Consider the following 20,765-nt stretch of genomic DNA (forward strand, 5'->3'; position numbering starts at 1 on the left):
AGGCTGGAGGCATGCAACCGCTGTACGAGCCCCACGAGGCCGAGTCCGCAGGTGAGACGGCCCGGATCCTGGTCGTGGACGACGACCCGACCGTCGCCGAGGTCGTCGCCGGATATCTGCACCGCGCCGGCTATCTGGTCGACCGCGCCGACGACGGTCCGACCGCCCTCACCCGCGCCGCCGCGCACCGGCCCGACCTGGTGGTGCTCGACCTGATGCTGCCCGGCATGGACGGCCTGGAGGTGTGCCGGCGGATGCGGGACCGTGGTCCCGTGCCGGTCATCATGCTCACCGCCCGCGGCGACGAGGACGACCGCATCCTGGGCCTGGAGGTCGGCGCCGACGACTATGTCACCAAGCCCTTCAGCCCCCGTGAACTCGTCCTGCGCGTGGAGTCGGTGCTGCGCCGCAGCCGCCCCTCCAGCACCGGGTACCGGCTGGCCGCGGCCGGACTGACGGTCGACCCCGACGCCCGCAGGGCCACCAAGGACGGCAATGAACTCGCCCTCACCCTCCGGGAGTTCGACCTGCTCGCCTTCTTCCTGCGGCACCCCGGCCGGGCCTTCAGCCGCGAGGACCTGATGCGCGAGGTCTGGGGCTGGGACTTCGGCGACCTGTCGACCGTCACCGTCCATGTCCGCCGGCTGCGCGGCAAGGTCGAGGACGACCCGGCCCGGCCCCGGCTCATCCAGACCGTGTGGGGCGTGGGCTACCGCTTCGAGCCCGCCGGGGCGGTGCACTGACCATGCGTGACACCCTGCTCATCGCCCTCTACGCCTTCGCCGGCGCCGCGGCCGCGGGGGCCGCGGGAGCGGGCGCGCTGCGCCTGATCCGGCGCCGCTCGCTGACCGCTTCCCTGGCCGTGGTCGCGGCGGTCGGCGTCGTCGCGATGCTCGCCGGTACGCTCGCCGTCGCCTGGGCGATGTTCCTCTCCCGGCACGACCTGACCGTGGTCACGACCGTCGTCGCGATGGCGGCCGTGGTCTCCCTGGTCACCGCGCTGCTGCTGGGCCGCTGGGTCGTCGCCCGCAGCCGCGAACTCACCGACGCGGCCCGCTCGTTCGGCGACGCCGGGGCCTTCGCCGCCCCGCACGGCCCGGCCACCGCCGAACTGGACGCCCTCAGCCGCGAGCTGGCGGCCACCAGCGCCCGGCTCGCCGAATCCCGGGAGCGGGAGCGGGCGCTGGAGAAGTCCCGGCGCGAGCTGGTCGCCTGGATCTCGCACGACCTGCGCACCCCGCTGGCCGGCCTGCGCGCCATGGCGGAGGCGCTGGAGGACGGCGTGGCCGCCGACCCCGACCGCTATCTCCGGCAGATCCGCACCGAGGTCGAACGGCTCAACGACATGGTCGGCGACCTCTTCGAACTCTCCCGCATCCACGCGGGCACCCTCCCGCTGAGCCCCGCCCGGATCTCCCTGTACGACCTGGTCGGCGACGCGCTGGCCGGAGCCGACCCGCTCGCCCGGGAACACGGGGTCCGGCTGGTGGGCGACCGCGTCGAACCCGTGCCGGTGGAGGTGGACGGCAAGGAGATGAGTCGCGTGCTGGGGAACCTGCTGGTGAACGCCATCCGCCGGACACCGGCCGACGGCACGGTCGCGGTCGCCGCCGAACGGGGCCCGCACGGTGTGGTGCTGTCGGTGACGGACGGCTGCGGCGGCATCCCGGAGGAGGACCTGCCCCGCGTCTTCGACACCGGCTGGCGTGGCACCGACGCCCGGACCCCGCCCGCCGGGGCGGGGCTGGGGCTGGCGATCGTACGGGGTATCGTCGAGGCCCATCAGGGCCGGGCGAGCGTCCGCAACATTCCGGGCGGCTGCCGCTTCGAGGTGACCCTGCCGACGGCCGAGGTGTGAGCCGTCACTTCTCCGGGCGGCAGACGATGTCGGTCGCGGACTGGCTCCGGCAGGTGATCCCGCTCCCGGGGCCGATGAGACGCGACAGGAGCGGCGCGATGTCCTTCTCGCAGGACAGACCCGAACCCTCCTCGGGGTCCGCGCCCGCCTGCCGGCAGACCCTGCCGATGACCTCGCCGCTGTCGACCCTCTGTCCGGGCGGCGGTGCGTCAGCGAAGGCCGACGGGGCGAGCAGGCCCACGCCGAGCAGGGGTGCGGTGAGCAGCGCTGCGACCTGGGCGCGGGTCGGCCTCAGGATCCGTCGCGACATGGCTGTCCTTTCGACTGGTTCGTGCGAACGTCATGCGGAGCAACGCCATGATCGGCGGCGTGGCCGCCCCGCGGGGGCGGACACGCTCAGTGCGTTCGCGTGAACTCCTGCATTCCCTCCGCGAAGTCCACCTCCGGCTTCCAGCCGAGTTCCGCGCGCAGCCGGGAGGAGTCCGCCGTGATGTGGCGGACGTCGCCCAGGCGGTACTCACCGGTCACGACCGGCTGCGGGCCGCCGTGGGCGGCGGACAGGGCGCGGGCGAGATCGCCGACCGTGTGCGGCTCGCCGCTGCCGGTGTTGTACGCCGTGAGGGTCCCGGGGCGCGGCGCGGCCTCCAGCGCGATGACGTTGGCCGCGGCCACGTCCCGTACGTGGACGAAGTCCCGCCGCTGCCGGCCGTCCTCGAACACCCGCGGCGCGTCGCCGCGTTCGAGGGCCGAGCGGAAGAACGAGGCGACGCCGGCGTACGGGGTGTCACGGGGCATCCCGGGGCCGTACACGTTGTGGTAGCGCAGCGAGATCGCCGTACCGTCCGTGGCACGGGCCCAGGCGGCCGACAGGTGCTCCTGGGCGAGCTTGGTCGAGGCGTAGACGTTGCGCGGGTCGGTCGGGGCGTCCTCGGCGACCAGGCCGGGGACGAGCGGGGCGCCGCAGCGCGGACAGGGCGGTTCGAAGCGGCCCGCCTCCAGGTCGGCCGCGGCCCGCGGCCCGGGGCGTACGACACCGTGCTGGGGGCAGTCGTAGCGGCCCTCGCCGTACACCACCATCGACCCGGCCAGCACCAGCCGCCCTACGCCCGCCTCGGCCATCGCGGCGAGCAGGACCGCGGTGCCCAGGTCGTTGCGGGAGACGTACTCGGCCGCGTCCGCGACGCCGTTGCCGAGGCCCACCATGGCCGCCTGGTGACAGACCGCGTCCACGCCGGACAGGGCGCGGGCGACCGCCGCGCGGTCGCGCACGTCGGCGCCCGGATCGGTCCGGACGTCGTACACGAGCGGCTCGTGCCCGCTCGCCCGCAGCGCCTCGACGACATGGGACCCGATGAAACCGGCACCGCCGGTGACCAGTACACGCATACGGCCACGCTAGACGCGCACGGCACCGCGACCGGGCGACGCGGCCACCGCGTCATGGCTCCGTAAGGAGTGGTCGGGGCACCGGGAAAGGCCGGTTGACGGACCGGATCGTTCTGTAGGTGTTTCAAGAATTCCTGTCGGCAACGTTGACTCCGCCGTGCCGCACCCGCACATTACCTATCGGTAGTACCCAGCGGTAATCCCGCGATCCCCCACTTCGCGGCCGTAGCCGTGGATGCACGCGCGCCCACCTCCCGACGGCCGGTACGTTCCGCTGCTCCGAGCCGCATTCTCGTGCACCAGTTCACGCGGGCTCCGTCATGCCCGCCTGATCCGTGTCCCCACCCCGAGAAGAGGGAGCACATGTCCCTGCCCGCCCTGCGCCGTGCCATCGCCGCGACCTCCGCACTCGCCGGCGCGCTGGCCCTCGGCGTCACCGCCGTCCCCGCCCACGCCACGACTTCCCTGAACTACGCCGCCCTCGGCGACAGTTACAGCGCCGCCTCGGGTGTCCTGCCCGTCGACACCGGCAACCTCCTCTGCCTGCGCTCCACGGCCAACTACCCCCACGTGCTCGCCGCCCGCACCGGCGCCCGGCTCACGGACGTCACCTGCGGCGCCGCCCAGACGAAGGACTTCACCCAGTCGCAGTACCCCGGTCTCGCCCCGCAGGCGGACGCGGTCACCGCGCACACCGACCTGGTGACGCTCACGATCGGCGGCAACGACAACGGCACCTTCATCAACGCCATGCTCGCCTGCGGCACCGCGGGCGTCCTCAGCGCAGGCAAGGGCAGCCCCTGCAAGGACACCTACGGCAGCTCCTTCGACGACGCGATCGACACCCACACCTATCCCGCGCTGAAGGCCGCGCTGCGCGCCGTCCGGGCCAAGGCCCCGGGCGCCCGGGTGGCGGTGCTCGGCTATCCGTGGATCACCCCGGCCAAGGCCGACCCGTCCTGCTTCGCCCAGCTGCCGGTCGCCTCCGGTGACGTGCCCTACCTGCACGCCCTGCAGGCCCATCTCAACGCCGTGGTCCAGCGCGCCGCCGAGGAGAGCGGGACCACGTACGTCGACTTCTCGCAGGCGTCCGAGGGCCACGACGCGTGCCAGGCCGTCGGCACCCGGTGGATCGAGCCGCTCCTCTTCGGGCAGAACATCGTCCCCGTCCACCCCAACGCGCTCGGCGAGCAGCGCATGGCCCAGCGCACGATGAGCGTGCTCGGCCTCGACTGACCGGGCCCCGCCGGCCCCAGGTCAGGCCCGTGCGCCGCCGTCGACCCGCAGGACCGTGCCGGTCACGAAGGAGGAGCGGTCGCTCAGGAGCCATGCGGCGGCCTCGGCGATCTCCTCCGGGGCGGCCGCGCGGCGCAGCGGGGTGAGTGCCGTGAGCCGGTCCTGAAGTCCGGGGGACTCCGCTTCCCAGGCCCTGATCATCTGCGTCAGCGTGTTGCCCGGTGCTATCGCGTTGACGCGGATGCCTTCCGGGCCGTAGGTCACGGCGGCCGACTCCGTCAGGCTGTTCACCGCCCGCTTCATCGCACCGTACGCCGGCAGCTCGGGATTGCCCCGCAGACTGCCGATGGACGAGTTGTTGACGATGGCCCCCGTCCCGGCGGTGGCCCGGATGGCGGTGACCTCGGCGACCATGGCCAGCCAGACACCCCTGAGGTTCACCGAGTACACCCGGTCGAACTCGGCCTCGGACAACCGGTCCATGGGGCCGGGCGGTTGGATCGTCGCGCCGTTGTTGAAGGCGATGTCGAGCCGGCCGTGGAGGGCGACGGCACGGTCCACGGCGGCGCGCACGCTCGCCGGGTCGGCCAGGTCGCACACGACGTGGTCGGCGGTGCCGCCCGCCGCCCGCACCCGCTCGGTCACCGCCGCCAGCTGCTCCTCGGTGCGGGCCGCCAGCAGCACCCGGGCCCCTTCCCGGGCGAACAGCCGCGCCGCGGCGGCGCCGATCCCGCGTCCGGCGCCGGTGACGAGGGCGACCTTGCCGGCCAGCAGGCCCGGCGCGACCGGGGCGGAGGTGCGGGTGGTCCGTGTGTCGTCCATGGCAGCGAGCCTGCGCCCGCACCCAGGGCCCATCCAGGCACCGGCAGTACCTGGATGGGCTCGCGGCACGCGCTCACACTGGGCGGGTGGACCGAGCAGAACTGGCGGGATTCCTGCGCAGCCGGCGCGAGCGGATCAGCCCTGCCGACGTGGGAATGTCCGCCGGGCCGCGCCGCCGTACCCCGGGGCTGCGCCGCGAGGAGGTCGCGCTTCTGGCGTTCATCTCGACCGAGTACTACACGCGTCTGGAGCAGGCCCGCGGCCCGCGCCCGTCCCGTGAGGTGCTGGCCGGGCTCGCCCGCGCCCTGCGCCTGTCGGACGCCGAACGCGAGCACCTGCATCTCCTGGCCGACGCGTCGCCGGGCCCCGCGCCCGGGCACTCGCGCGAGGTGCGGCAGGGCATCCTCGACCTGGTGCACCGGCTGCCGGGGTCGGCGGCCTTCGTCACCTCGGCCACGCTGGAGGTGCTCGCCTGGAACGAGCTGGCCGCCGCCCTGATGGAGGACTTCTCGACGCTGTCGCGCCGCGACCGCAACCTCGCGCGCCGCGCCTTCCTCGGGCCGCGCGCCGGGGGACGGCGGCTGTACGGCGTCTCCGACGTCGACGCGTTCGCCCGGCACGCGGCGCGCAGGCTGCGCACGGCCGCCGCGCGCTACCCCGAGGATCCCGAGGTGACCGGTCTGGTCCGCGAACTCCGCTCCGGGAGCGAGGAGTTCGCCCGGCTGTGGGACTCCCACGACGTGGCCGCCGAACCCACTCTCCGCAAGACGTTCCAGCATCCGCTGGTCGGACCGGTCACGGTGAACTGCGACGCGCTCGCCCTCGCCGACCGCGACCAGCAGGTCGTGATCTACACCGCCGTTCCCGGCACGCCGTCCGAGCAGGCACTGCGGCTGCTGTCGGAGCGTGCCTCGGATGCCGTCCGGAGCTGACGGAACGCGACGGGTCCGGGATCTCGGCGAAGACGAGGTCTCCCGCGGAGGGGAAGGAACGGTGCGTCCGGTGACGCCGGCCGCCGCGGCGATGTCCCCGACCGTGGTCCGCAGGCAGCCGCACCCGGCGAACACGCGGTGGGTATACAAGGTGTGTATACGCACTGTGTATAGTGCCCGGCGTGGCACTTGGACCTGTGGGGGCGACGATGACGACCACAACGGCCGGCCCGGCCGGACCGGCGAGCCGACCGCGCGCGCGGGGCGGTGCCGCGGCGACAGCGGCGGTCGTCGGCCTGCTGCTCGGCGTCCTCACCAATCTGGCCCAGGGCTGGCTCCCCGGAGCCTGGCAGCAGATCGCCAATTCCGGAGCGGTCTGGTCCACGGTCGCGTTCGCCGTCGGAGCCGTGCTGTACCGCGAGGTCAGCGCCGCCCGTGCGGCGCTCGGCGGTCTCGCTGCGGAGGCGGCGCTCGTCGTCGGGTACTACGGCTTCGCCGAGTTCGGGCGGGACGGCGCGGGGGACCTGTTCTTCCCGCTCGTGTGGCTCGCCATGGCCTGTGTGGCGGGACCGCTGTTCGGTGTCGCCGGCCACTGGTGGCACAGCGGCCGGGACGCGCGCCGCCGCGTCATCGGCCTGGCCGCGCCGGCCGGGCTCTTCGGCATGGAGGGCCTGGCATACGCCTGGAAGCTCCACCACGCGGCGCAGGCGTGGGCTTGCCTGGCGCTCTTCGTCCTCATCCCGCTGCTCATGGCCGCCACACACAAGCAGCGTGCCGCGACGCTGGCCGCCGCCGCGGTCTTCGCGCCGCTCGCCTACGCTGTCGTCGAACTGCCCCTTCAGGCCCTCTCGGCCTGACCCCGGGCGCGTCCCGGCACCGGCCGCGCACCGGGTGCGAGGGTCCGAGAGGGGGCGCGGTGAAGCCGCACGGTGGCATGAGGGAAAATAGTTGCCTAGTGAAACCACGGGCACAGGGGAAGGTCCTTCATGCCGCACCTCACCATCGACTACTCCGCCCGCCTGGCCGAAACCTTCGATCCTTCCGCCCTCGTGAAGGAGCTGCACCCGCTCGTGGTCGAGGAGTCCGGTACCTCGGGCGTGTGCAAGACGCTGGTCCGTCCGGCGACGACGTACGTCGGGGACGGGCCGAGCGGCGAGACCGCTTTCGTGCACGTGGAGATCGGCCTCATGCCCGGCCGCCCCGAGAGGCGGAAGGCGCACCTGTCCGAGAGCGTCCTGGCGCTGCTCGCCAAGCATCTGCCGACCGACGACGGCGCGGAGGAGCAGGCGGTCGTCTCGGTGGAGGTGCGGGACCTCGCGGGCTCCTACCGGCTGTCACCCTCAGCGCGGTGAGCCCGCCCACCACCGCCGTTCGCTCCGGCTTACGTCCGGGCGCCTTCGCTGCCCGTCCGAATTCGCTTGTCCGCCCCGCCGCGCCCGCACTACCTTGCCGCGGTGGATCTCTTCTCCCGCTCCTGGACGGCGTTGCTCACCGCGGTCGCCGAACTCCCGGACGAGTACTTCGAGCTGCCGTCCGGCTGCACCGGCTGGCTGGTAAGGGACCTGGTGTGCCACCTGGTCATCGACGCCCAGGACGTCCTGATCACCCTCGTCACTCCGGCCGACACCGAACCGACCGTGGACGCGGTCACCTACTGGAGGCTTGTCGAGCCGCCGACCGGCGAGGACCCGCTCGACGCCCTGATCCCTCGGCTGGCCGCCGCATACGGCGAGCCGAGGTTGCTGAAGTTCCACCTGGACGACGTCGGTTCGGCCGCGGGCCGTGCGGCCCGGCTCGCCGATCCGGCCGCCCGCGTCGGCACCCGCGGCGAGGTGCTGACCACCGGTGACTACCTGTCCGCGTACGTGGTCGAGTGGACCCTGCACCACCTCGACCTGACCGCACATCTGCCGTCGGCCGTGGAGCCGCCCGCCGAGACCCTCGCGGCGGTGCGCGCGTCGCTGGAGAGGATCGCCGGGACTGCGTTCCCCGCCTCGTTCTCCGACCGGGACGCCCTGCTCATCGGTACCGGACGCCGTACGCCGACCGGTGCCGAGAAGGCCGAGTGGGGTGCCGTCGCCGCCCAACTCCCGTTCATTCTCGGTTGAGTGACCCGGGGTACCTGATGAGATGATCTTCTTATTCGGTCACTACCATGTGGCCTTAAGACAACCATTCGACCGGCTCGTCACCCACGTGCCGTTCGGGGTCGCCGATGCCAGGGACCGCTCCCCGGGCTGCGGTGATCTTCCTGTCCAGGAGGACCTTCCGCATGTTCCGACGTATTGGCAACACCGTCGTCCGACATCCCGTGTGGACGATCGTGGCATGGCTGATCGCCGCGGTGGCGATCGTCGCCACTGCTCCGAGTCTGCCCTCGAACAGCGACGAGAGCAGCTTCCTGCCCAAGAGTTACGAATCCATCAAAGCGGCGGACCTTCAGCAGAAGGCGTTCCCCAGCGCCTTCACGCCCTCCGCGATCGCGCTGTACCAGCGCACCGACGGCGGCACGCTGACCGCCGCCGACAAGCAGGACATCGCCCGGATCACCACCGAACTGGGCAGCAAGCACATCGATCAGGTGCAGAAGGTCGTCCCCGGCCAGCCGTCCAAGGACGGCAGGTATGACCTGACCCTGGTCCAGATGGACAGCAAGAACGCCGGCCAGCCCAAACAGGCGGACGCGGCCAAGGTGTTGCGCGACGACGTCAAGGCGCTGGCCAAGGGCACACATCTCGACGTCAAGCTCGGCGGCTCCGCCGCGCAGGCCCTGGACCAGCAGGACTCGTCCAAGCGCGGACAGGCGCTGATCGGCATAGGCACCTTCGTGATCATCCTGGTGACCCTGCTGATCATCTTCCGGGCACCGATCCTGGCGATCCTGCCCCTGGTGCTGATCGGCCTCGTGTCGGCCGTCGCCAACGGCCTGATCGCGTACGCCACCAAGCTGTTCGACCTGCAGGCCAACAGCTCGATCTCGTCGATCCTGATCGTCGTGCTGTTCGGCGTGGGCACGGACTACTTCCTCTTCCTGATGTTCCGCTACCGCGAACGCCTGCGCGCGGGTGACGAACCCAAGCAGGCCATGATCAACGCGGTCGACCGGGTCGGTGAGGCCATCGCCTCGGCGGCGGGCGCGGTCATCATCGCCTTCCTCGCGCTGGTGCTGTCCACGCTGGGCTTCCTCAAGCAGATGGGCCCGGCGCTCGCCATCGCGGTCGCCGCCACCCTGGTCGCGGGCCTGACCCTGATCCCGGCCGTGGTCTCGCTCATCGGACCGAAGGTGTTCTGGCCCTCCAAGTCCTGGCAGAAGGAGCCGGAGAACGCCCGGTTCGCCGCCCTCGGCCGCAGCGTGCAGCGCCGCCCGGCGCTGACCGCCGGGGTGTCCGGCCTCATCCTGCTCGTGCTGTCGCTCGGCACCCTCGACTTCCACGCCACCTTCGACCTGGCCTCGGGCTCCATGCCGAAGACCAAGGAGTCGATGGTCGTCCAGGACCAGATGCAGAAGGCGTACTCGGCGGGCGCCGCGGCACCCACCGACGTCTACCTCTCCAGCACCGACGGCAAGCCGCTGGACAAGGCCGCCTTCGCCGCGTACGCCCAGAAGCTCGGGGCCGTGGACGGGGTCGCGGCCGCCCGTATGACCCAGCTGAACAAGGGCGGCACGACCGCGGACTTCACCGTCACCCTCAAGTACGAGGCGTCCACGGACAAGGCGATCGACGCGGTGGGACGGGTGCGCGACGTCGCCCACGCCAACGCCCCTGACGGCACCGAGGCGGTCGTCGGCGGCATGTCCTCGATCTTCAAGGACATCAACACCGCGGTCAACCACGACTACCGCACCGTCTTCCCGGTGGCCGCCCTGCTCATCATGGTCATCCTGGGCCTGCTGCTGCGCAGCGTGGTCGCCCCCTGGTACCTGATCGCCTCGGTGGGCCTCGGGTTCGGCGCCACCCTCGGCGCCACCGTGTGGATCTTCCAGGAGGGTCAGGGGCACTCGGGTCTCATGTTCATGCTCCCGGTGATCATGTATCTGTTCGTGGTCGCCATCGGCACCGACTACAACATCCTCATGATCGCCCGGCTCCGCGAGGAGGCCCGCGAGGGTCGCGAGCCGCGCGAGGCGGCGGGCATGGCACTGCGGCACGCCGGTCCGACCGTCGCCGCGGCCGGCTTCATCCTGGCGGCGACCTTCGCCACGATGATGCTGGCGGGCAACTCGCTGCTCACCGAGATGGGTTTCGCGGTGTCGTTCGGCATCGCCGTCGCCGCGTTCGTCATGGCGATGTTCTTCACCCCGAGCCTGACCGCGCTGATCGGCCACGCCGCGTGGTGGCCGGGACACGGCGACCGCGCCGAGGTGACCGTGGTCGGCACCGGATCCAGCGGTTCCGCATCGGCGCCAGGCGCCGACCGGGACTCCGTGACCCACGATCGCGCGGGACGCCGCAACTAGCGGCGGACACGAGTGACATGGGTCCTGCCCGGCGGTCAGCGTCGGGCAGGACCCCCTTCCGCCGGGCCGCGCGAGATGCGGCCCGGCGGCCCCACGTCCACGCGAAGCCACGAGGATCGGTGCTATCGACGTCCGGTCCGTCGCCGGCGTACCGCCAGGCGCAGCACCAGCAGCGCGGCGAGAACGGCCAGAGCCACCAGCCACCGCGGTACGGCGGCCCCCGCGTTCGGTGCCGCGGTCGCCCCGCTGTCCGGCGCGCCCGAGGCCGCGTCGCCCGGGGCGGCCACCGGCACCCCTCCGCCGAGCCAGACCTGCCCCTTCGCCCTGTCCGTGGTCGGCGCCCTCAGGGACTGGCCCACATCACGCGTCAGCGTGGGTGAAGACGCCTTCAGCTGAGCATCGGTCACGGAGGCGAAGGGCACCCGGGAGAAGTCGACACCGCCGTAGATGTACGTCCTCGTGTAGAGGGTGTTGCCCTTGCGGGTACGGTGTGTCACCTTGAACTCGCCCTTGGTGTACGACCGTACGTATGCGTGGAAGGTGTCGATCGGCGTCCAGTCCTCGCGCGTCGTGAGGCCGCTGACGTCCCCCTGGTCGATCAGCCCCGCGTACATCGTGCTCTTGCGCAGACTGAGCTTCCGGTACCACTCGGCGGCGACCCGGCTGAGATACACGCGCCGCAGATCGGCGTACTCGGGCGCGGTGTTCACCGCCTTGACCACCTTGGGCAGGATCAGCCGGCGGAACAGCGCCTCGTTGTGATCCTGCACGGACTTGGCCTGTTCGGGGCACGACACGGCGCCCGAGCTGCCGTGCTGCTTGAGGTACTGCGCCTCCATCTGCACGTTCAACGGTGACTTGAGGATGTACAGCTCATCCCCCTTCACGTACACCGTCGCCGGCGCCGGAACGATCCATGTGCGGAACGACATGCAGTTCCCCGAGAGCCCTCGCCAGAAGTCCGCGCCGAGTGCGCTGTCCGGGTGGATCAGCTTGCCGGTCGTCTTCTTCAGCGTCAGGTCCGCCTGCAACAGCACCCGTCCCGCGTCGGTCCGGCCGAGCCGGGAGTCGACGATGCGGTCGGGCTCGTTCGGGTTGAGGTTGACCCAGAAAGTCGAGGGTTCCAGTTCCAGCCAGGTGAAGAACGAGTCGGACGCCTGCGCGGCATGGGCCAGCCCCGTCAGCGCGCTCCCGTGCCGCGACGTGGCCGAGGGGGCCTGGAACGCGTAGCGCAGTCCGCCCGCGTGCGGCCCGGAATCGGCGAGGTACCGCAGTTCCAGCTGGGAGAAGTCGATTCCGCCGGGCGCCTGTTCGGGCTCGGAGAGCCCCTTGGCCAGGCCGCCCGCGCGGGGTGCCGGGGACTCGCCGCAGCCGATGGCACCGCGTGCGGCGAAACCGGCGTACCGAGCGCGGGCGGGGCCGCCGGACCGCCGGAACCCGCTCTGCGACTGGCCCTCGGGGCAGTCTCCCGGCCCGACGAAGACGGAGCCGGCCGCTGACCTGACCCCCTTGGCCTCGGTGTTCAGTTCCCCGCTGTCGTAGCCGGAACCGGGGTGGATCACGCGGACGTTGGGATTCCCCCTGAACCGTTCCGCCACCGCCTTGGCCTGGTCCTCCGTGGTCGCGGTGAAGACCACGTTGCCGCTCTGGCTCTTTCTGCCGCCAGGCAGTTTGTTGGTGATGGTCTTGCTGATCGAGTCGAGGTCGGCGGGGTCGGCGCCGGTGCGGACGGTGGCCGTCGAGTCGACCGATTCGACGCTGATCAGCCGGCCGTCGCTCCAGGTGACCTTGATCATGTCCGAGGTGGTGCCGGCCACGCCGTCGCCGACACTCGCCTTCTCCTCCAGGCGGTTCGTCTCGTCCTGGAAGAGGTACTCGGACCCGGTCCTGGTCTTGGGGTCGTACGCCAGCCCGTCCTTGGCGAGCCTGCGGTTCATGAAGGTGAGAGCCTGGTCCGCGTCCGCCGTGTCACCGCTGGAACCGAGCACGTGCGGCACGCCGTTGGCGTCGATGTAGGTCTTACGGCCGTTGATGGTGCGGACCGTGAGCGGTGGCCCCCACTTGGTGTACGGGGGTGTGCTCGGCCCGCCGGGGCCGGCCGCCGTGGCCGCCCGGGCCGGCGGCGCGCTGCCGGACCCGGTACCGACCAGCGCCACAGCGACGGCCACCAGTGCCACAAGGACCGCCGTGACCCGGCGTCTCCACTCCCGCGTACCTGCCCGGTACACGTCCATGTCCGCTTCGCGCATGGCCGAACGCACCCCCGATCTGCGTACGTGACATCCCCCCGACGGTAGACTCGCGGCGGGCGTTCCTTGCAGGTGCACTCAGGCCAAATCCGGGAGCGCAAGGAGGGGTTCGGCCGCTCTCGGAAGCGGCCGGCGGTCGGCCGGCGCCGGGCCGGTCAGCCCCGGTCGGTTCGGCCGAGCATGCCGGTGACGCTGACCTGGGGATCCCGCACACGGGTGGTGCGCGGCAGAGGAACCTCGGTGAGCTTGCCGTCGTAGAGCATCCACAGGCCGAAGCAGTCGTCCTCCTCGTCATGGACCAGGACCTGGACGGAGTGCGGGTCGGGCCAGGGCAGGGCTTCCAGATGCGCCAGCAGTCCCCGCCAGTTGTGGCGGACGAACTGGACGACCCACATGTAGCACTCCCGTGAGCCCGTGCCGGTGCCGGCGAAGACGGAGTCGTCGACCCGGGTGAAGCACTGATGCCACTCCCGGTCGGGGTTCCGGCGCGTCAGCGGTTCCATGACCTCCTCGGCGTCCCGTGCCAGAACGATGACCTCTGCGAATCTGCTCATGCCTCCAGTCTGCGGCCCACCGCCGACTGGAATCATTCCTGCCGCCCCGGGAGGTGGACGATCAGCCCGCCTGGGGCGCCGGAGGGGCATGACGGAACTTCTCGGCGGGATCCGGCGCGTACGGGGGCGCGTAGGGCCATGGATGCCGATGAAGTGGTGGGGGAGGAGAAGGCGGGCCCGCTGTGACGAGCCGCGGCCGCGGCGCGGGTCGGGCAGGCGGTGGATCATCAAGGGCCTGCTGGTGGTGAACTCTCGGAACGTGCGGGCCGCTTCGGAGAGGTGCCGTTCGAGTCCCTGTCCGACGGCTGGGACACGCTGCTCGGCGGGGACGGCCCGACGATGTCGGGCTCCTCGACGCCACCTGCTGCCGCACCACGCTCCTGGTCACCCCCGAGCGTGCGGGCCTGGAAGCGGCCGACGCCATCGTGACCCTACGATCCGGACATGAAGATCACCTATGAGTGGCGGGGCGAGTTCGGCAACGCGGCCCTCGACGCCTTGCACGCCGCCGGCTTCGGCCATCCGGCCGGCCGGACCGACTGGCGCGAGCGACTGCGGCGCCACAGCCTCGGCTGGGTCTGCGCCTGGGAGGACGGGACGCTGGTCGGTTTCGTCAACGTGGCCTGGGACGGGGGCGCGCACGCCTTCGTCCTGGACACGGTGGTCGCCGAACACCGCCGTACCGGGGGAGTCGGCACCCGGCTCGTCGCGACGGCGGCCGAGCGGGCCCGCGCCGCCGGGTGCGAGTGGCTGCACGCCGACTTCGAGGAAGACCTTCGCCCGTTCTACTTCGAGGCGTGCGGTTTCCGGGAGACGGCGGCGGGGCTGCTCGCTCTCTGACACCGAGGGCGGTGCCTTCCGCAGCGCCGGGCCGGCCCGTTGGTCGCCCGAGCCGGGGGTGGGACAGGAATACCGGTGACGCGGAACGGAGTTGATCACGGCATGACCCATGGACCCGCGCCCCGCCCCCTGTCCGACGACGCCCTCTCCGAGCTGCTCGCCAAGCAGCGGTTCGGCACCCTCGCCACCGTGAAGCAGAGCGGCCATCCCCATCTGACCACCATGCTCTACTCCTGGGACCCCGAGGCCCGCATTCTGCGGCTGTCCACGACGGCCGACCGTGTGAAGGCGAAACACCTGCGACGCGACCCGCGGGCAGCGCTGCATGTGCAGGGCGGCGACGTGTGGTCCTTCGCCGTCGCCGAGGGCACCGCCGAGGTCTCCGAGACCACGACGGTGCCCGGTGACGCGGTCGGGCGGGAACTGCTCGCGATGATCCCGCCGTCCGCGCAGCCGGAGGACCCTGACGCCTTCCTGGAGCAGCAGGCCGCCGAGCGCCGGATCGTGATCCGCCTGCGGGTGGAACGGCTCTACGGGACGGCTCTGGACGTCAACGGCTAGCTCCGGCAGGAGAGTTCCCCGACGCCGCAGGTGCAGCGCCCGCCGCCGAGGAGCGAAGCCCGCCCGTCCGCGCGCCACGAGGGTGGGGAAGAAATCCTTTGCCGGGCCGGCGCCGCGCACGCCATGCTCACGCCGTGACAACCAAGAGCGAACGCACCGGATCCACCGGGCCGACCGCACCCCCACGCCCCGCCGACACGACCGTCGTCATACCCGTCCGCGTACGGGACCTGCTGCCCCGGGATCTGCCCGCCTGCACCTGGTCCGGCTCGGCCCACCATCTGCGTCAGGTCGAGCGGGAGCTGGCGCGCGCCTCGGCGGGCGAGGTGGACTACCTCGCCGTGTGCACGCCGGCGGATCTGCCCGTGGCGATCGGCGGCATCGACTACCAGGTGTCCGAGGGAGCCGGAACCCTGTGGCAGCTCGGCGTGCTTCCGGCGGTGCAGTCCTGCGGGCTGGGAACGCTGCTGATCCGGGCCGCCGAACAGCGCATCGCGGAACGTGGCCTGCGCAGGGCCGAGCTCGCCGTGGAGGAGGGCAATCCCCGGGCGCGTGCCCTGTACGAGCGTCTGGGGTACGTCGCGTACGGCAGTGCCCCGGACGCATGGGACGAGGAAGGACCGGACGGTGTGATCCGCCGGTACGAGACGACATGCGTCCTCATGCGCAAGGATCTGTGAGTCCCCGCCGCCCGTGCGAACCATGAGCGTGGCCGTCACGGCGGCCGGTCGGCGAGTGCCGCCCGGCAGGCGCCGCAGAGCACGGACAGGGGCGCGAGCGCACCGCACAGCAGGCGCAACGGAACGACCCGAAGCCCGCACGCACTCAGCCCGGCGGACCGAGGGGGCCGGATCCCGTATCTGCACGGCGATGTGCAGTTACACGCGCGCTCCGGATCACGGCGTCGCCGGTCCCCGCAGGCCGCCGGCCGCCGGTCCCCGCAGGCCGCCGGCCAGGGCAGGCGCCGCCCGTCAGGCGAGGTGACCGGCCGACCCCGTACCGCTGCTCGCGGCGACCCGGCAGCAGCGGGGTCCGGCCGATATGGTGGAGAGGCGGGGTGGGGGACATCCGGGTCGTCGAGATCCGCCGAACCGCCAGGCGTGGAAGAAGTGAAGCCGATGATCTCCGACATGGTTCTCGTGCCCACCAGCGACGCCACGCTCCCCGGTGACCTTGTCGTCCCGGCGGCGTCCAGGGCCGTGGTGCTCTTCGCGCACGGCAGCGGAAGCTCCCGGCACAGTCCGCGCAACCGGATGGTCGCCGCCGAGCTGCGCACCGCCGGCTTCGGCACGCTGCTGATGGACCTGCTCAACGAACGGGAGGAGCGGCACGACGCCCTGACCGGCGAGCACCGCTTCGACATCGCGCTCCTCGGCCGGCGCCTCGTGGCCGCGATCGACTGGCTGGACACGCAGCCCGACACCCGCGGCCTCCCGGTCGTGCTGTTCGGCGCCAGTACGGGTGCCGCCGCGGCGCTGGTGGCCGCGGCCGAGCGCCCGGACCGGGTGCTGACCGTGGTGTCGCGAGGCGGCCGGCCCGATCTGGCGGGCGAGGCCCTGGGGCAGGTGCGGGCCCCGGTCCTGCTGCTCGTCGGCAGCCTGGACCAGCAGGTCCTGGAGCTGAACGAGGAGGCCGCCCGGCGCCTGGGGGCTCCGCACTCCCTCTCCGTCGTGCCGGGGGCGACCCACCTGTTCGGGGAACCCGGCGCTCTGGAACACGTCGCCGAGGCGGCCAGGCAGTGGTGCGACGACCAGCTGCGCGCCCCGCGCGAGTCCGGAGAGGCCACGCGGCGGGACGCGTGACCGGCCGGGGCGGGCAGCACGGGCGGGCCTGTCCGGGAAGCCGCCTGTCAGCGCGCGTTCGACCTTCCGAAGTACTCGGCGTAGCGGGTCGGCAGCTGGGACAGGAGATGGTGGATCTGCCCGTCCGGTACCGCGTCGGCGACCGTGGACAACACCGCGTCGGCGTCCCACTCCGCGGTGCGCGGCCGGGCGCCGGTCTGCACGGACACGCGCCGGAGGAACTCGTCGCAGTCGAACGACTCCGGGCGGCCTCGGTCCAGATGCAGCGCCTCGCCCAGGGGGGCGGGCAGCCGTGCCGCCAGTTCGTCGGCCTCTTCCGGAGCGATCCGGGTCGCGAGCACCCACAGCACCGCCTCGCAGACGTGCTCGGCCTCCTCCCGGCTGCGGTACTCCCCCCGGTCGCGGACCTGGGTCAGGAACTCTTCCAGTTGCACGGCGGCCTCCCAATGTCGTCGCACGCCATCACGGCGAGCCGCTCCCCTCCAGTCTGCCGCTGAAACCCCCTTCCGCTCCTGCCGTGCCGGTGCCAGGGCACGAAGATCACTACCGTGGGCAGCCACTTCGCGCGGCATGCTTCAGGCCGGGGCGGGCGCCGTCCGGTGAGGCCGCGCGGCGCAGGTGGGGACGGCGTCGGCCTTGGGGCGGTGGCGGGCCGTGGGGCGGATCACGACGACCGCGGCGAGGAGCCGCGTCGGCCGCTCCGGCCCTCGCCGCCCCCACGGGGCCCGAGGAGTCGCGGCACCGCCTCAAGTCCCGGCTGCGCGGGCCCATCGGCAGCGGCAGGGCGACCCACTCTCTGCATCAGACGGACACCGGTCGTCGACGGCCCGGTCAGAGCAGCGCCATGTCGCAAGTGCAAGATCCGGACCCCCTTCCTTTCTGCCCGCGGCCCGGGATACCCCTGGAGAGTGAGAAGCCGGGCCGGACGGCCACGATGCGAGAGGAATCCGCCATGAGCGAGGAACGGTTCGAGGACGGCTGGTACGTGGACGAGCGGTGCACGAACTGCGACGTCGCACGACAGCTCGCCCCCGATCTGATCGGTGAGGTCGACGGACGCGCGGCCGTCCTGCGCCAGCCCCGTGACCGGACCGAGGTACGACAACTGCACGCCGCCGCCCATGCCTGCCAGACACGGTCGATCCATCCTCCGGGCGGACGGCTGGACGCGGCGCTGGATCCTTTCCCGATGGCTCTGGACGACACCGTGTTCCTGTGCGGACACAACTCCAGGGAGACCGCGGGAGCCAACTCCTACCTGTTACGTCGCCCCGGCGGCACCGCGATGATGGTGGACACCCCGCGCTGGAGCACCGCGCTGGCCGCACGCTACGCGTCGCTGGGCCCCGTCACCGACGTCCTGCTCACCCACCGCGACCACGCCGCGCACGGACGCAGCTACGCCGACCACTTCGGTGCCAGGCTGTGGATCCACGAGGGAGACCTCGATGCCGCTCCGGACGCCGACCGTGTGCTGCGGGGCACCGACCCCGCCGAGATCGCCGAGGGCGTCATCGCCCACCCCCTGCCCGGCCACACACGAGGCAGCGTGCTCTTCGTGGCGGACGAGCGCTACTGCTTCAGCGGCGACAGCTTCTACTGGTCGCGCACCACGGGGGACGTCGAGGTGGTCGAGAGTGTCACCTGGTACTCCATCAGCGAGCTGGCCGCCTCCTTGGCCCGGACCGTCGGCGGGCTGCGCTTCGAGTGGCTGTTGCCGGGCCACGGCGACCGCCGCCGGCTCCCCGCCGACGAGATGGCCCGGCGACTGCAGCGGCTGACGGCACGTGCCCGGGAACTGCGGCAACAGCCCATCGACTTCACCGCGGTGCGCTGGTGACGACCTGGCCGGGCCGGGGTGTCCCGTGGGGTGGCTGAGACGTCATGGGCGTGGCTGCCGTGCGGGTGTTCCGGAGCGGGCGGGGGTGTCGCGGCGCGGTGCTGACCGGCTGCCGGTCGGGCTGCGCTTCCACCGTCCCGCTCCGGGCCCTGGAATCGCCGGGTCGGCCGAAGCGAGCCCGTGTGGGTTGTCCGGCGCTGTGTCCCTCGGCTGCTGCGCCGTTTCCGGGGGTGCCGGTGAAACCATGCGATGCCATGCGTGCTGCGTACATCGAGGAGCTGGGGCCCGCCGACGTCATCCGGTACGGCGAGATCGCCGCTCCCCGCCCCGGTCCCACCGACGTCCTGGTGGACGTCCTCGCCACCCCGGTCAACCCGGTGGACACCTTCGTACGCTCGGGGCTGTTCCCCACACAGGTGCCCCTTCCCTTCGTCGTGGGCCGTGACCTGGTCGGCACGGTCGCCGAGGTGGGAACCGGCGTCACCGGCTTCCGTGCCGGGGACCGGGTGTGGTGCAACAGCCTCGGGCACGGTGGCCGGCAGGGCGCGGCCGCGGAGCAGGCGGTGGTGGCGGTCGACCGGCTCTATCACCTGCCCGAAGGGGTCGACCCGTACGCGGCGGTGGCGGTGGTGCATCCGGCGGCGACCGCGTATCTCGCCCTGTTCGTCCACGGACGGCTCCACGTGGGGGAGACCGTGCTGGTCGCCGGCGCCGGGGGCAATGTCGGCAGCGCTCTGGTGACCATGGCGGTACGGGCCGGCGCGCGTGTCCTCGCCACGGCAGGCGCGCGGGACGCCCGGTACTGCGCGGAGCTGGGCGCGGCCGAGGTCTTCGACTACCGGGATCCGGAACTGACCGCGAAGATCCGCGCCACGGCACCGGCGGGACTCGACCTGTACCTGGACACGGCAGGTGTCAACGACCTGGAGACCGCGGTCGAACTGCTCGCGCTGAGGGGCCGCGTGGTGCTGCTGGCCGGCATCCGGACCCGCCCCGTACTGCCCGCCGGAGCGCTGTACGCCCACGACCGCTCCGTCGTGGGGTTCGTGATCTCGCACGCGACCCCCGACGAACTCGCCGCAGCGGCCGCGTACGTCAACGACCTGTTCGCTCGGGGTGCTCTGCGCCCGCGGAGCACGGAGGCCTTCCCGCTGAGCGCGGCAGCCGACGTCCACGCCCGGATGGAGAGGGGCGAGCTGCGGGGGCGGCGGGCTGTCCTGCGGACGGACCTCACCGCCACCGGCTGACATCGGGAGCGGGCCCGTCGCGGGCTGCCGGCCCGCTCGAAGAGCGCTCGCCCCTGCTGCGGACCGCCGACCGGCACGAGAGCGCGGAACAGGCCGGGGAGAACGCCGCTACGCGAAGGCGCTGTGGGCCCAGTCGGCGAAACCGGTCCAGCGGATCTCCGGATGCGCGGCATGCAGGGCGGCGATGTCGACGCGGTAGCCGGGGCCGTTGAGGAACGTCCACATCGCGTGCATGTCCGGGTCGGTGATCGCTGTCAGAGGCACTTGCTCGTGCCGGACTTCCCGTCCCAGCGCGGCACCCAGCGCCGCCGCCATCCGGCTGGGGGTGGGCGCGTCGCCGGCGAGCTCGATGCGGTGCCCGACGTACCGGGCAGGGTTGAGGAGTACGTTCGCCGCGAAGGCGCCGAGGTCGGGACGGGCGAGCTGCTGCAGCGGCCGATCGGGCGGCAGCGGCAGTTCGAGGACCCCGCTGGCGATGCGCTCCGCACCGCCCAGCGCGTTGTCGAAGAAATACGTCGGCCCGAGGATCGTATGGGGGACGTCGCTCAGGGCCAGCTCGGCCTCGATGCGGGCCTTGCTGTCGAAGTGCGGTACGCCGCTGTGCTGGTCGGCCCCGGCGACCGAGCTGAACACGAGATGCAGCACACGCGCGGTCGCGGCCGCGGCCAGGATCGACCGTCCCTGGTCCACCTCCGCCTCCGGACCGGCCTCGAAGGGGGTGGTGAACGCGAAGACGCCCGCCACGCCGCGCATCGCTGCGGCGAGCGAGTCGCGATCGCCCAGGGATCCCGCCACCACGTCGACGCCCTGGTCCGCCAGGGCCCGTGCCGCGGCGCGCCGCGGGTCGCGCACCAGGGCACGGACCCGGACCCCGCGATCCAGCAGGGCGTCGGTCACCGCCCCGCCCTGTCCGCCCGTTGCCGCAAGTACCAAGATCGGCTCGTCGGCCATCGCAGGGTTTCCTTCCCACCGGAGAGAT

21 protein-coding genes are annotated in these 20,765 nt (G+C 72.3%); 14 read left to right on the forward strand and 7 right to left on the reverse strand.

Features of this window, described 5'->3' with window-relative positions; translation table 11 throughout:
* Window positions 1–11: 11 nt before the first annotated feature.
* Window positions 12–743, forward strand: a complete 732-nt coding sequence (locus IE244_RS14055) for a response regulator transcription factor (protein ID WP_191873848.1) — start codon at window positions 12–14, stop codon at window positions 741–743.
* Between the two features lie 2 nt (window positions 744–745).
* Window positions 746–1,858: a sensor histidine kinase gene (locus IE244_RS14060; protein ID WP_191873849.1), complete on the forward strand. Its 1,113-nt coding sequence runs from the start codon at window positions 746–748 to the stop codon at window positions 1,856–1,858.
* A 4-nt stretch (window positions 1,859–1,862) separates the two neighbouring features.
* Here the strand turns inward: IE244_RS14060 and IE244_RS14065 are convergent, their stop codons facing one another.
* Window positions 1,863–2,168, reverse strand: coding sequence for a hypothetical protein (locus IE244_RS14065; protein WP_191873850.1), 306 nt, complete (start codon window positions 2,166–2,168; stop codon window positions 1,863–1,865).
* Between the two features lie 86 nt (window positions 2,169–2,254).
* Window positions 2,255–3,244, reverse strand: a complete 990-nt coding sequence (locus tag IE244_RS14070; RefSeq protein ID WP_191873851.1) for an NAD-dependent epimerase/dehydratase family protein — start codon at window positions 3,242–3,244, stop codon at window positions 2,255–2,257.
* A gap of 363 nt (window positions 3,245–3,607) precedes the next feature.
* Between IE244_RS14070 and IE244_RS14075 the strand changes: the two genes are divergently transcribed.
* On the forward strand, window positions 3,608–4,480 hold the full coding sequence (locus IE244_RS14075) for an SGNH/GDSL hydrolase family protein (RefSeq protein ID WP_191873852.1): 873 nt from the start codon (window positions 3,608–3,610) through the stop codon (window positions 4,478–4,480).
* A 21-nt stretch (window positions 4,481–4,501) separates the two neighbouring features.
* Here IE244_RS14075 and IE244_RS14080 read toward each other — a convergent pair whose 3' ends face one another.
* Window positions 4,502–5,302: an SDR family NAD(P)-dependent oxidoreductase gene (locus tag IE244_RS14080; protein WP_229854091.1), complete on the reverse strand. Its 801-nt coding sequence runs from the start codon at window positions 5,300–5,302 to the stop codon at window positions 4,502–4,504.
* Window positions 5,303–5,388: 86 nt separating this feature from the next.
* Between IE244_RS14080 and IE244_RS14085 the strand changes: the two genes are divergently transcribed.
* The 5 genes from IE244_RS14085 (at window position 5,389) to IE244_RS14105 (ending at window position 10,693) form a co-directional block, all read left to right on the forward strand.
* The gene (locus IE244_RS14085) at window positions 5,389–6,234 is read left to right on the forward strand and encodes a helix-turn-helix transcriptional regulator (RefSeq protein WP_191873854.1); all 846 of its coding nucleotides are present in this window, start codon (window positions 5,389–5,391) and stop codon (window positions 6,232–6,234) included.
* Window positions 6,235–6,443: 209 nt separating this feature from the next.
* Window positions 6,444–7,091, forward strand: a complete 648-nt coding sequence (locus IE244_RS14090; protein WP_191873855.1) for a DUF6518 family protein — start codon at window positions 6,444–6,446, stop codon at window positions 7,089–7,091.
* A gap of 129 nt (window positions 7,092–7,220) precedes the next feature.
* A complete protein-coding gene (locus IE244_RS14095; protein WP_191873856.1) occupies window positions 7,221–7,586 on the forward strand; it encodes a 5-carboxymethyl-2-hydroxymuconate Delta-isomerase in 366 nt (121 codons plus the stop codon).
* A gap of 102 nt (window positions 7,587–7,688) precedes the next feature.
* On the forward strand, window positions 7,689–8,342 hold the full coding sequence (locus IE244_RS14100) for a maleylpyruvate isomerase N-terminal domain-containing protein (RefSeq protein WP_191873857.1): 654 nt from the start codon (window positions 7,689–7,691) through the stop codon (window positions 8,340–8,342).
* 164 nt (window positions 8,343–8,506) lie between these two features.
* A complete protein-coding gene (locus IE244_RS14105; protein ID WP_191873858.1) occupies window positions 8,507–10,693 on the forward strand; it encodes an MMPL family transporter in 2,187 nt (728 codons plus the stop codon).
* A gap of 122 nt (window positions 10,694–10,815) precedes the next feature.
* Here IE244_RS14105 and IE244_RS14110 read toward each other — a convergent pair whose 3' ends face one another.
* The gene (locus IE244_RS14110) at window positions 10,816–12,942 is read right to left on the reverse strand and encodes a hypothetical protein (protein WP_191873859.1); all 2,127 of its coding nucleotides are present in this window, start codon (window positions 12,940–12,942) and stop codon (window positions 10,816–10,818) included.
* Between the two features lie 155 nt (window positions 12,943–13,097).
* Window positions 13,098–13,496, reverse strand: a complete 399-nt coding sequence (locus IE244_RS14115; protein WP_191873860.1) for a hypothetical protein — start codon at window positions 13,494–13,496, stop codon at window positions 13,098–13,100.
* A gap of 444 nt (window positions 13,497–13,940) precedes the next feature.
* Here IE244_RS14115 and IE244_RS14120 point away from each other — a divergent pair, with 444 nt between their 5' ends.
* The 4 genes from IE244_RS14120 (at window position 13,941) to IE244_RS14135 (ending at window position 16,699) form a co-directional block, all read left to right on the forward strand.
* A complete protein-coding gene (locus IE244_RS14120; RefSeq protein WP_191873861.1) occupies window positions 13,941–14,336 on the forward strand; it encodes a GNAT family N-acetyltransferase in 396 nt (131 codons plus the stop codon).
* 102 nt (window positions 14,337–14,438) lie between these two features.
* On the forward strand, window positions 14,439–14,897 hold the full coding sequence (locus IE244_RS14125) for a pyridoxamine 5'-phosphate oxidase family protein (RefSeq protein WP_191873862.1): 459 nt from the start codon (window positions 14,439–14,441) through the stop codon (window positions 14,895–14,897).
* Window positions 14,898–15,106: 209 nt separating this feature from the next.
* Window positions 15,107–15,577, forward strand: a complete 471-nt coding sequence (locus IE244_RS14130; RefSeq protein WP_229854135.1) for a GNAT family N-acetyltransferase — start codon at window positions 15,107–15,109, stop codon at window positions 15,575–15,577.
* Between the two features lie 438 nt (window positions 15,578–16,015).
* Entirely contained in the window at window positions 16,016–16,699 is a 684-nt protein-coding gene (locus IE244_RS14135) for a dienelactone hydrolase family protein (RefSeq protein ID WP_191873864.1), read from the forward strand.
* A gap of 47 nt (window positions 16,700–16,746) precedes the next feature.
* Here IE244_RS14135 and IE244_RS14140 read toward each other — a convergent pair whose 3' ends face one another.
* Window positions 16,747–17,133 carry a DUF2267 domain-containing protein gene (locus IE244_RS14140; RefSeq protein WP_191873865.1) on the reverse strand — a complete coding sequence of 129 codons (387 nt, stop codon included), beginning with the start codon at window positions 17,131–17,133 and terminating at the stop codon, window positions 16,747–16,749.
* Window positions 17,134–17,651: 518 nt separating this feature from the next.
* Between IE244_RS14140 and IE244_RS14145 the strand changes: the two genes are divergently transcribed.
* Together IE244_RS14145 and IE244_RS14150 are read left to right on the forward strand one after the other, a co-directional pair.
* Window positions 17,652–18,539, forward strand: coding sequence for an MBL fold metallo-hydrolase (locus tag IE244_RS14145; protein WP_229854092.1), 888 nt, complete (start codon window positions 17,652–17,654; stop codon window positions 18,537–18,539).
* 254 nt (window positions 18,540–18,793) lie between these two features.
* Window positions 18,794–19,786: an NADPH:quinone reductase gene (locus tag IE244_RS14150; protein ID WP_191873867.1), complete on the forward strand. Its 993-nt coding sequence runs from the start codon at window positions 18,794–18,796 to the stop codon at window positions 19,784–19,786.
* A gap of 108 nt (window positions 19,787–19,894) precedes the next feature.
* Here IE244_RS14150 and IE244_RS14155 read toward each other — a convergent pair whose 3' ends face one another.
* Window positions 19,895–20,737: an NmrA/HSCARG family protein gene (locus IE244_RS14155; RefSeq protein ID WP_191873868.1), complete on the reverse strand. Its 843-nt coding sequence runs from the start codon at window positions 20,735–20,737 to the stop codon at window positions 19,895–19,897.
* Window positions 20,738–20,765: the final 28 nt, after the last annotated feature.

The sequence above is a fragment of the Streptomyces filipinensis genome (assembly GCF_014649495.1).
Classification (GTDB): domain Bacteria; phylum Actinomycetota; class Actinomycetes; order Streptomycetales; family Streptomycetaceae; genus Streptomyces; species Streptomyces filipinensis.

Coding starts and splice junctions, on each gene's coding strand:
- IE244_RS14055 (WP_191873848.1), top strand. CDS start 12: ATGCAACCGCTGTACGAGCCCCACGAGGCCGAGTCCGCAGGTGAGACG.
- IE244_RS14060 (WP_191873849.1), top strand. CDS start 746: ATGCGTGACACCCTGCTCATCGCCCTCTACGCCTTCGCCGGCGCCGCG.
- IE244_RS14065 (WP_191873850.1), bottom strand. CDS start 2,168: ATGTCGCGACGGATCCTGAGGCCGACCCGCGCCCAGGTCGCAGCGCTG.
- IE244_RS14070 (WP_191873851.1), bottom strand. CDS start 3,244: ATGCGTGTACTGGTCACCGGCGGTGCCGGTTTCATCGGGTCCCATGTC.
- IE244_RS14075 (WP_191873852.1), top strand. CDS start 3,608: ATGTCCCTGCCCGCCCTGCGCCGTGCCATCGCCGCGACCTCCGCACTC.
- IE244_RS14080 (WP_229854091.1), bottom strand. CDS start 5,302: ATGGACGACACACGGACCACCCGCACCTCCGCCCCGGTCGCGCCGGGC.
- IE244_RS14090 (WP_191873855.1), top strand. CDS start 6,444: ATGACGACCACAACGGCCGGCCCGGCCGGACCGGCGAGCCGACCGCGC.
- IE244_RS14095 (WP_191873856.1), top strand. CDS start 7,221: ATGCCGCACCTCACCATCGACTACTCCGCCCGCCTGGCCGAAACCTTC.
- IE244_RS14105 (WP_191873858.1), top strand. CDS start 8,507: ATGTTCCGACGTATTGGCAACACCGTCGTCCGACATCCCGTGTGGACG.
- IE244_RS14110 (WP_191873859.1), bottom strand. CDS start 12,942: ATGCGCGAAGCGGACATGGACGTGTACCGGGCAGGTACGCGGGAGTGG.
- IE244_RS14115 (WP_191873860.1), bottom strand. CDS start 13,496: ATGAGCAGATTCGCAGAGGTCATCGTTCTGGCACGGGACGCCGAGGAG.
- IE244_RS14120 (WP_191873861.1), top strand. CDS start 13,941: ATGAAGATCACCTATGAGTGGCGGGGCGAGTTCGGCAACGCGGCCCTC.
- IE244_RS14125 (WP_191873862.1), top strand. CDS start 14,439: ATGACCCATGGACCCGCGCCCCGCCCCCTGTCCGACGACGCCCTCTCC.
- IE244_RS14135 (WP_191873864.1), top strand. CDS start 16,016: ATGATCTCCGACATGGTTCTCGTGCCCACCAGCGACGCCACGCTCCCC.
- IE244_RS14145 (WP_229854092.1), top strand. CDS start 17,652: ATGAGCGAGGAACGGTTCGAGGACGGCTGGTACGTGGACGAGCGGTGC.
- IE244_RS14150 (WP_191873867.1), top strand. CDS start 18,794: ATGCGTGCTGCGTACATCGAGGAGCTGGGGCCCGCCGACGTCATCCGG.
- IE244_RS14155 (WP_191873868.1), bottom strand. CDS start 20,737: ATGGCCGACGAGCCGATCTTGGTACTTGCGGCAACGGGCGGACAGGGC.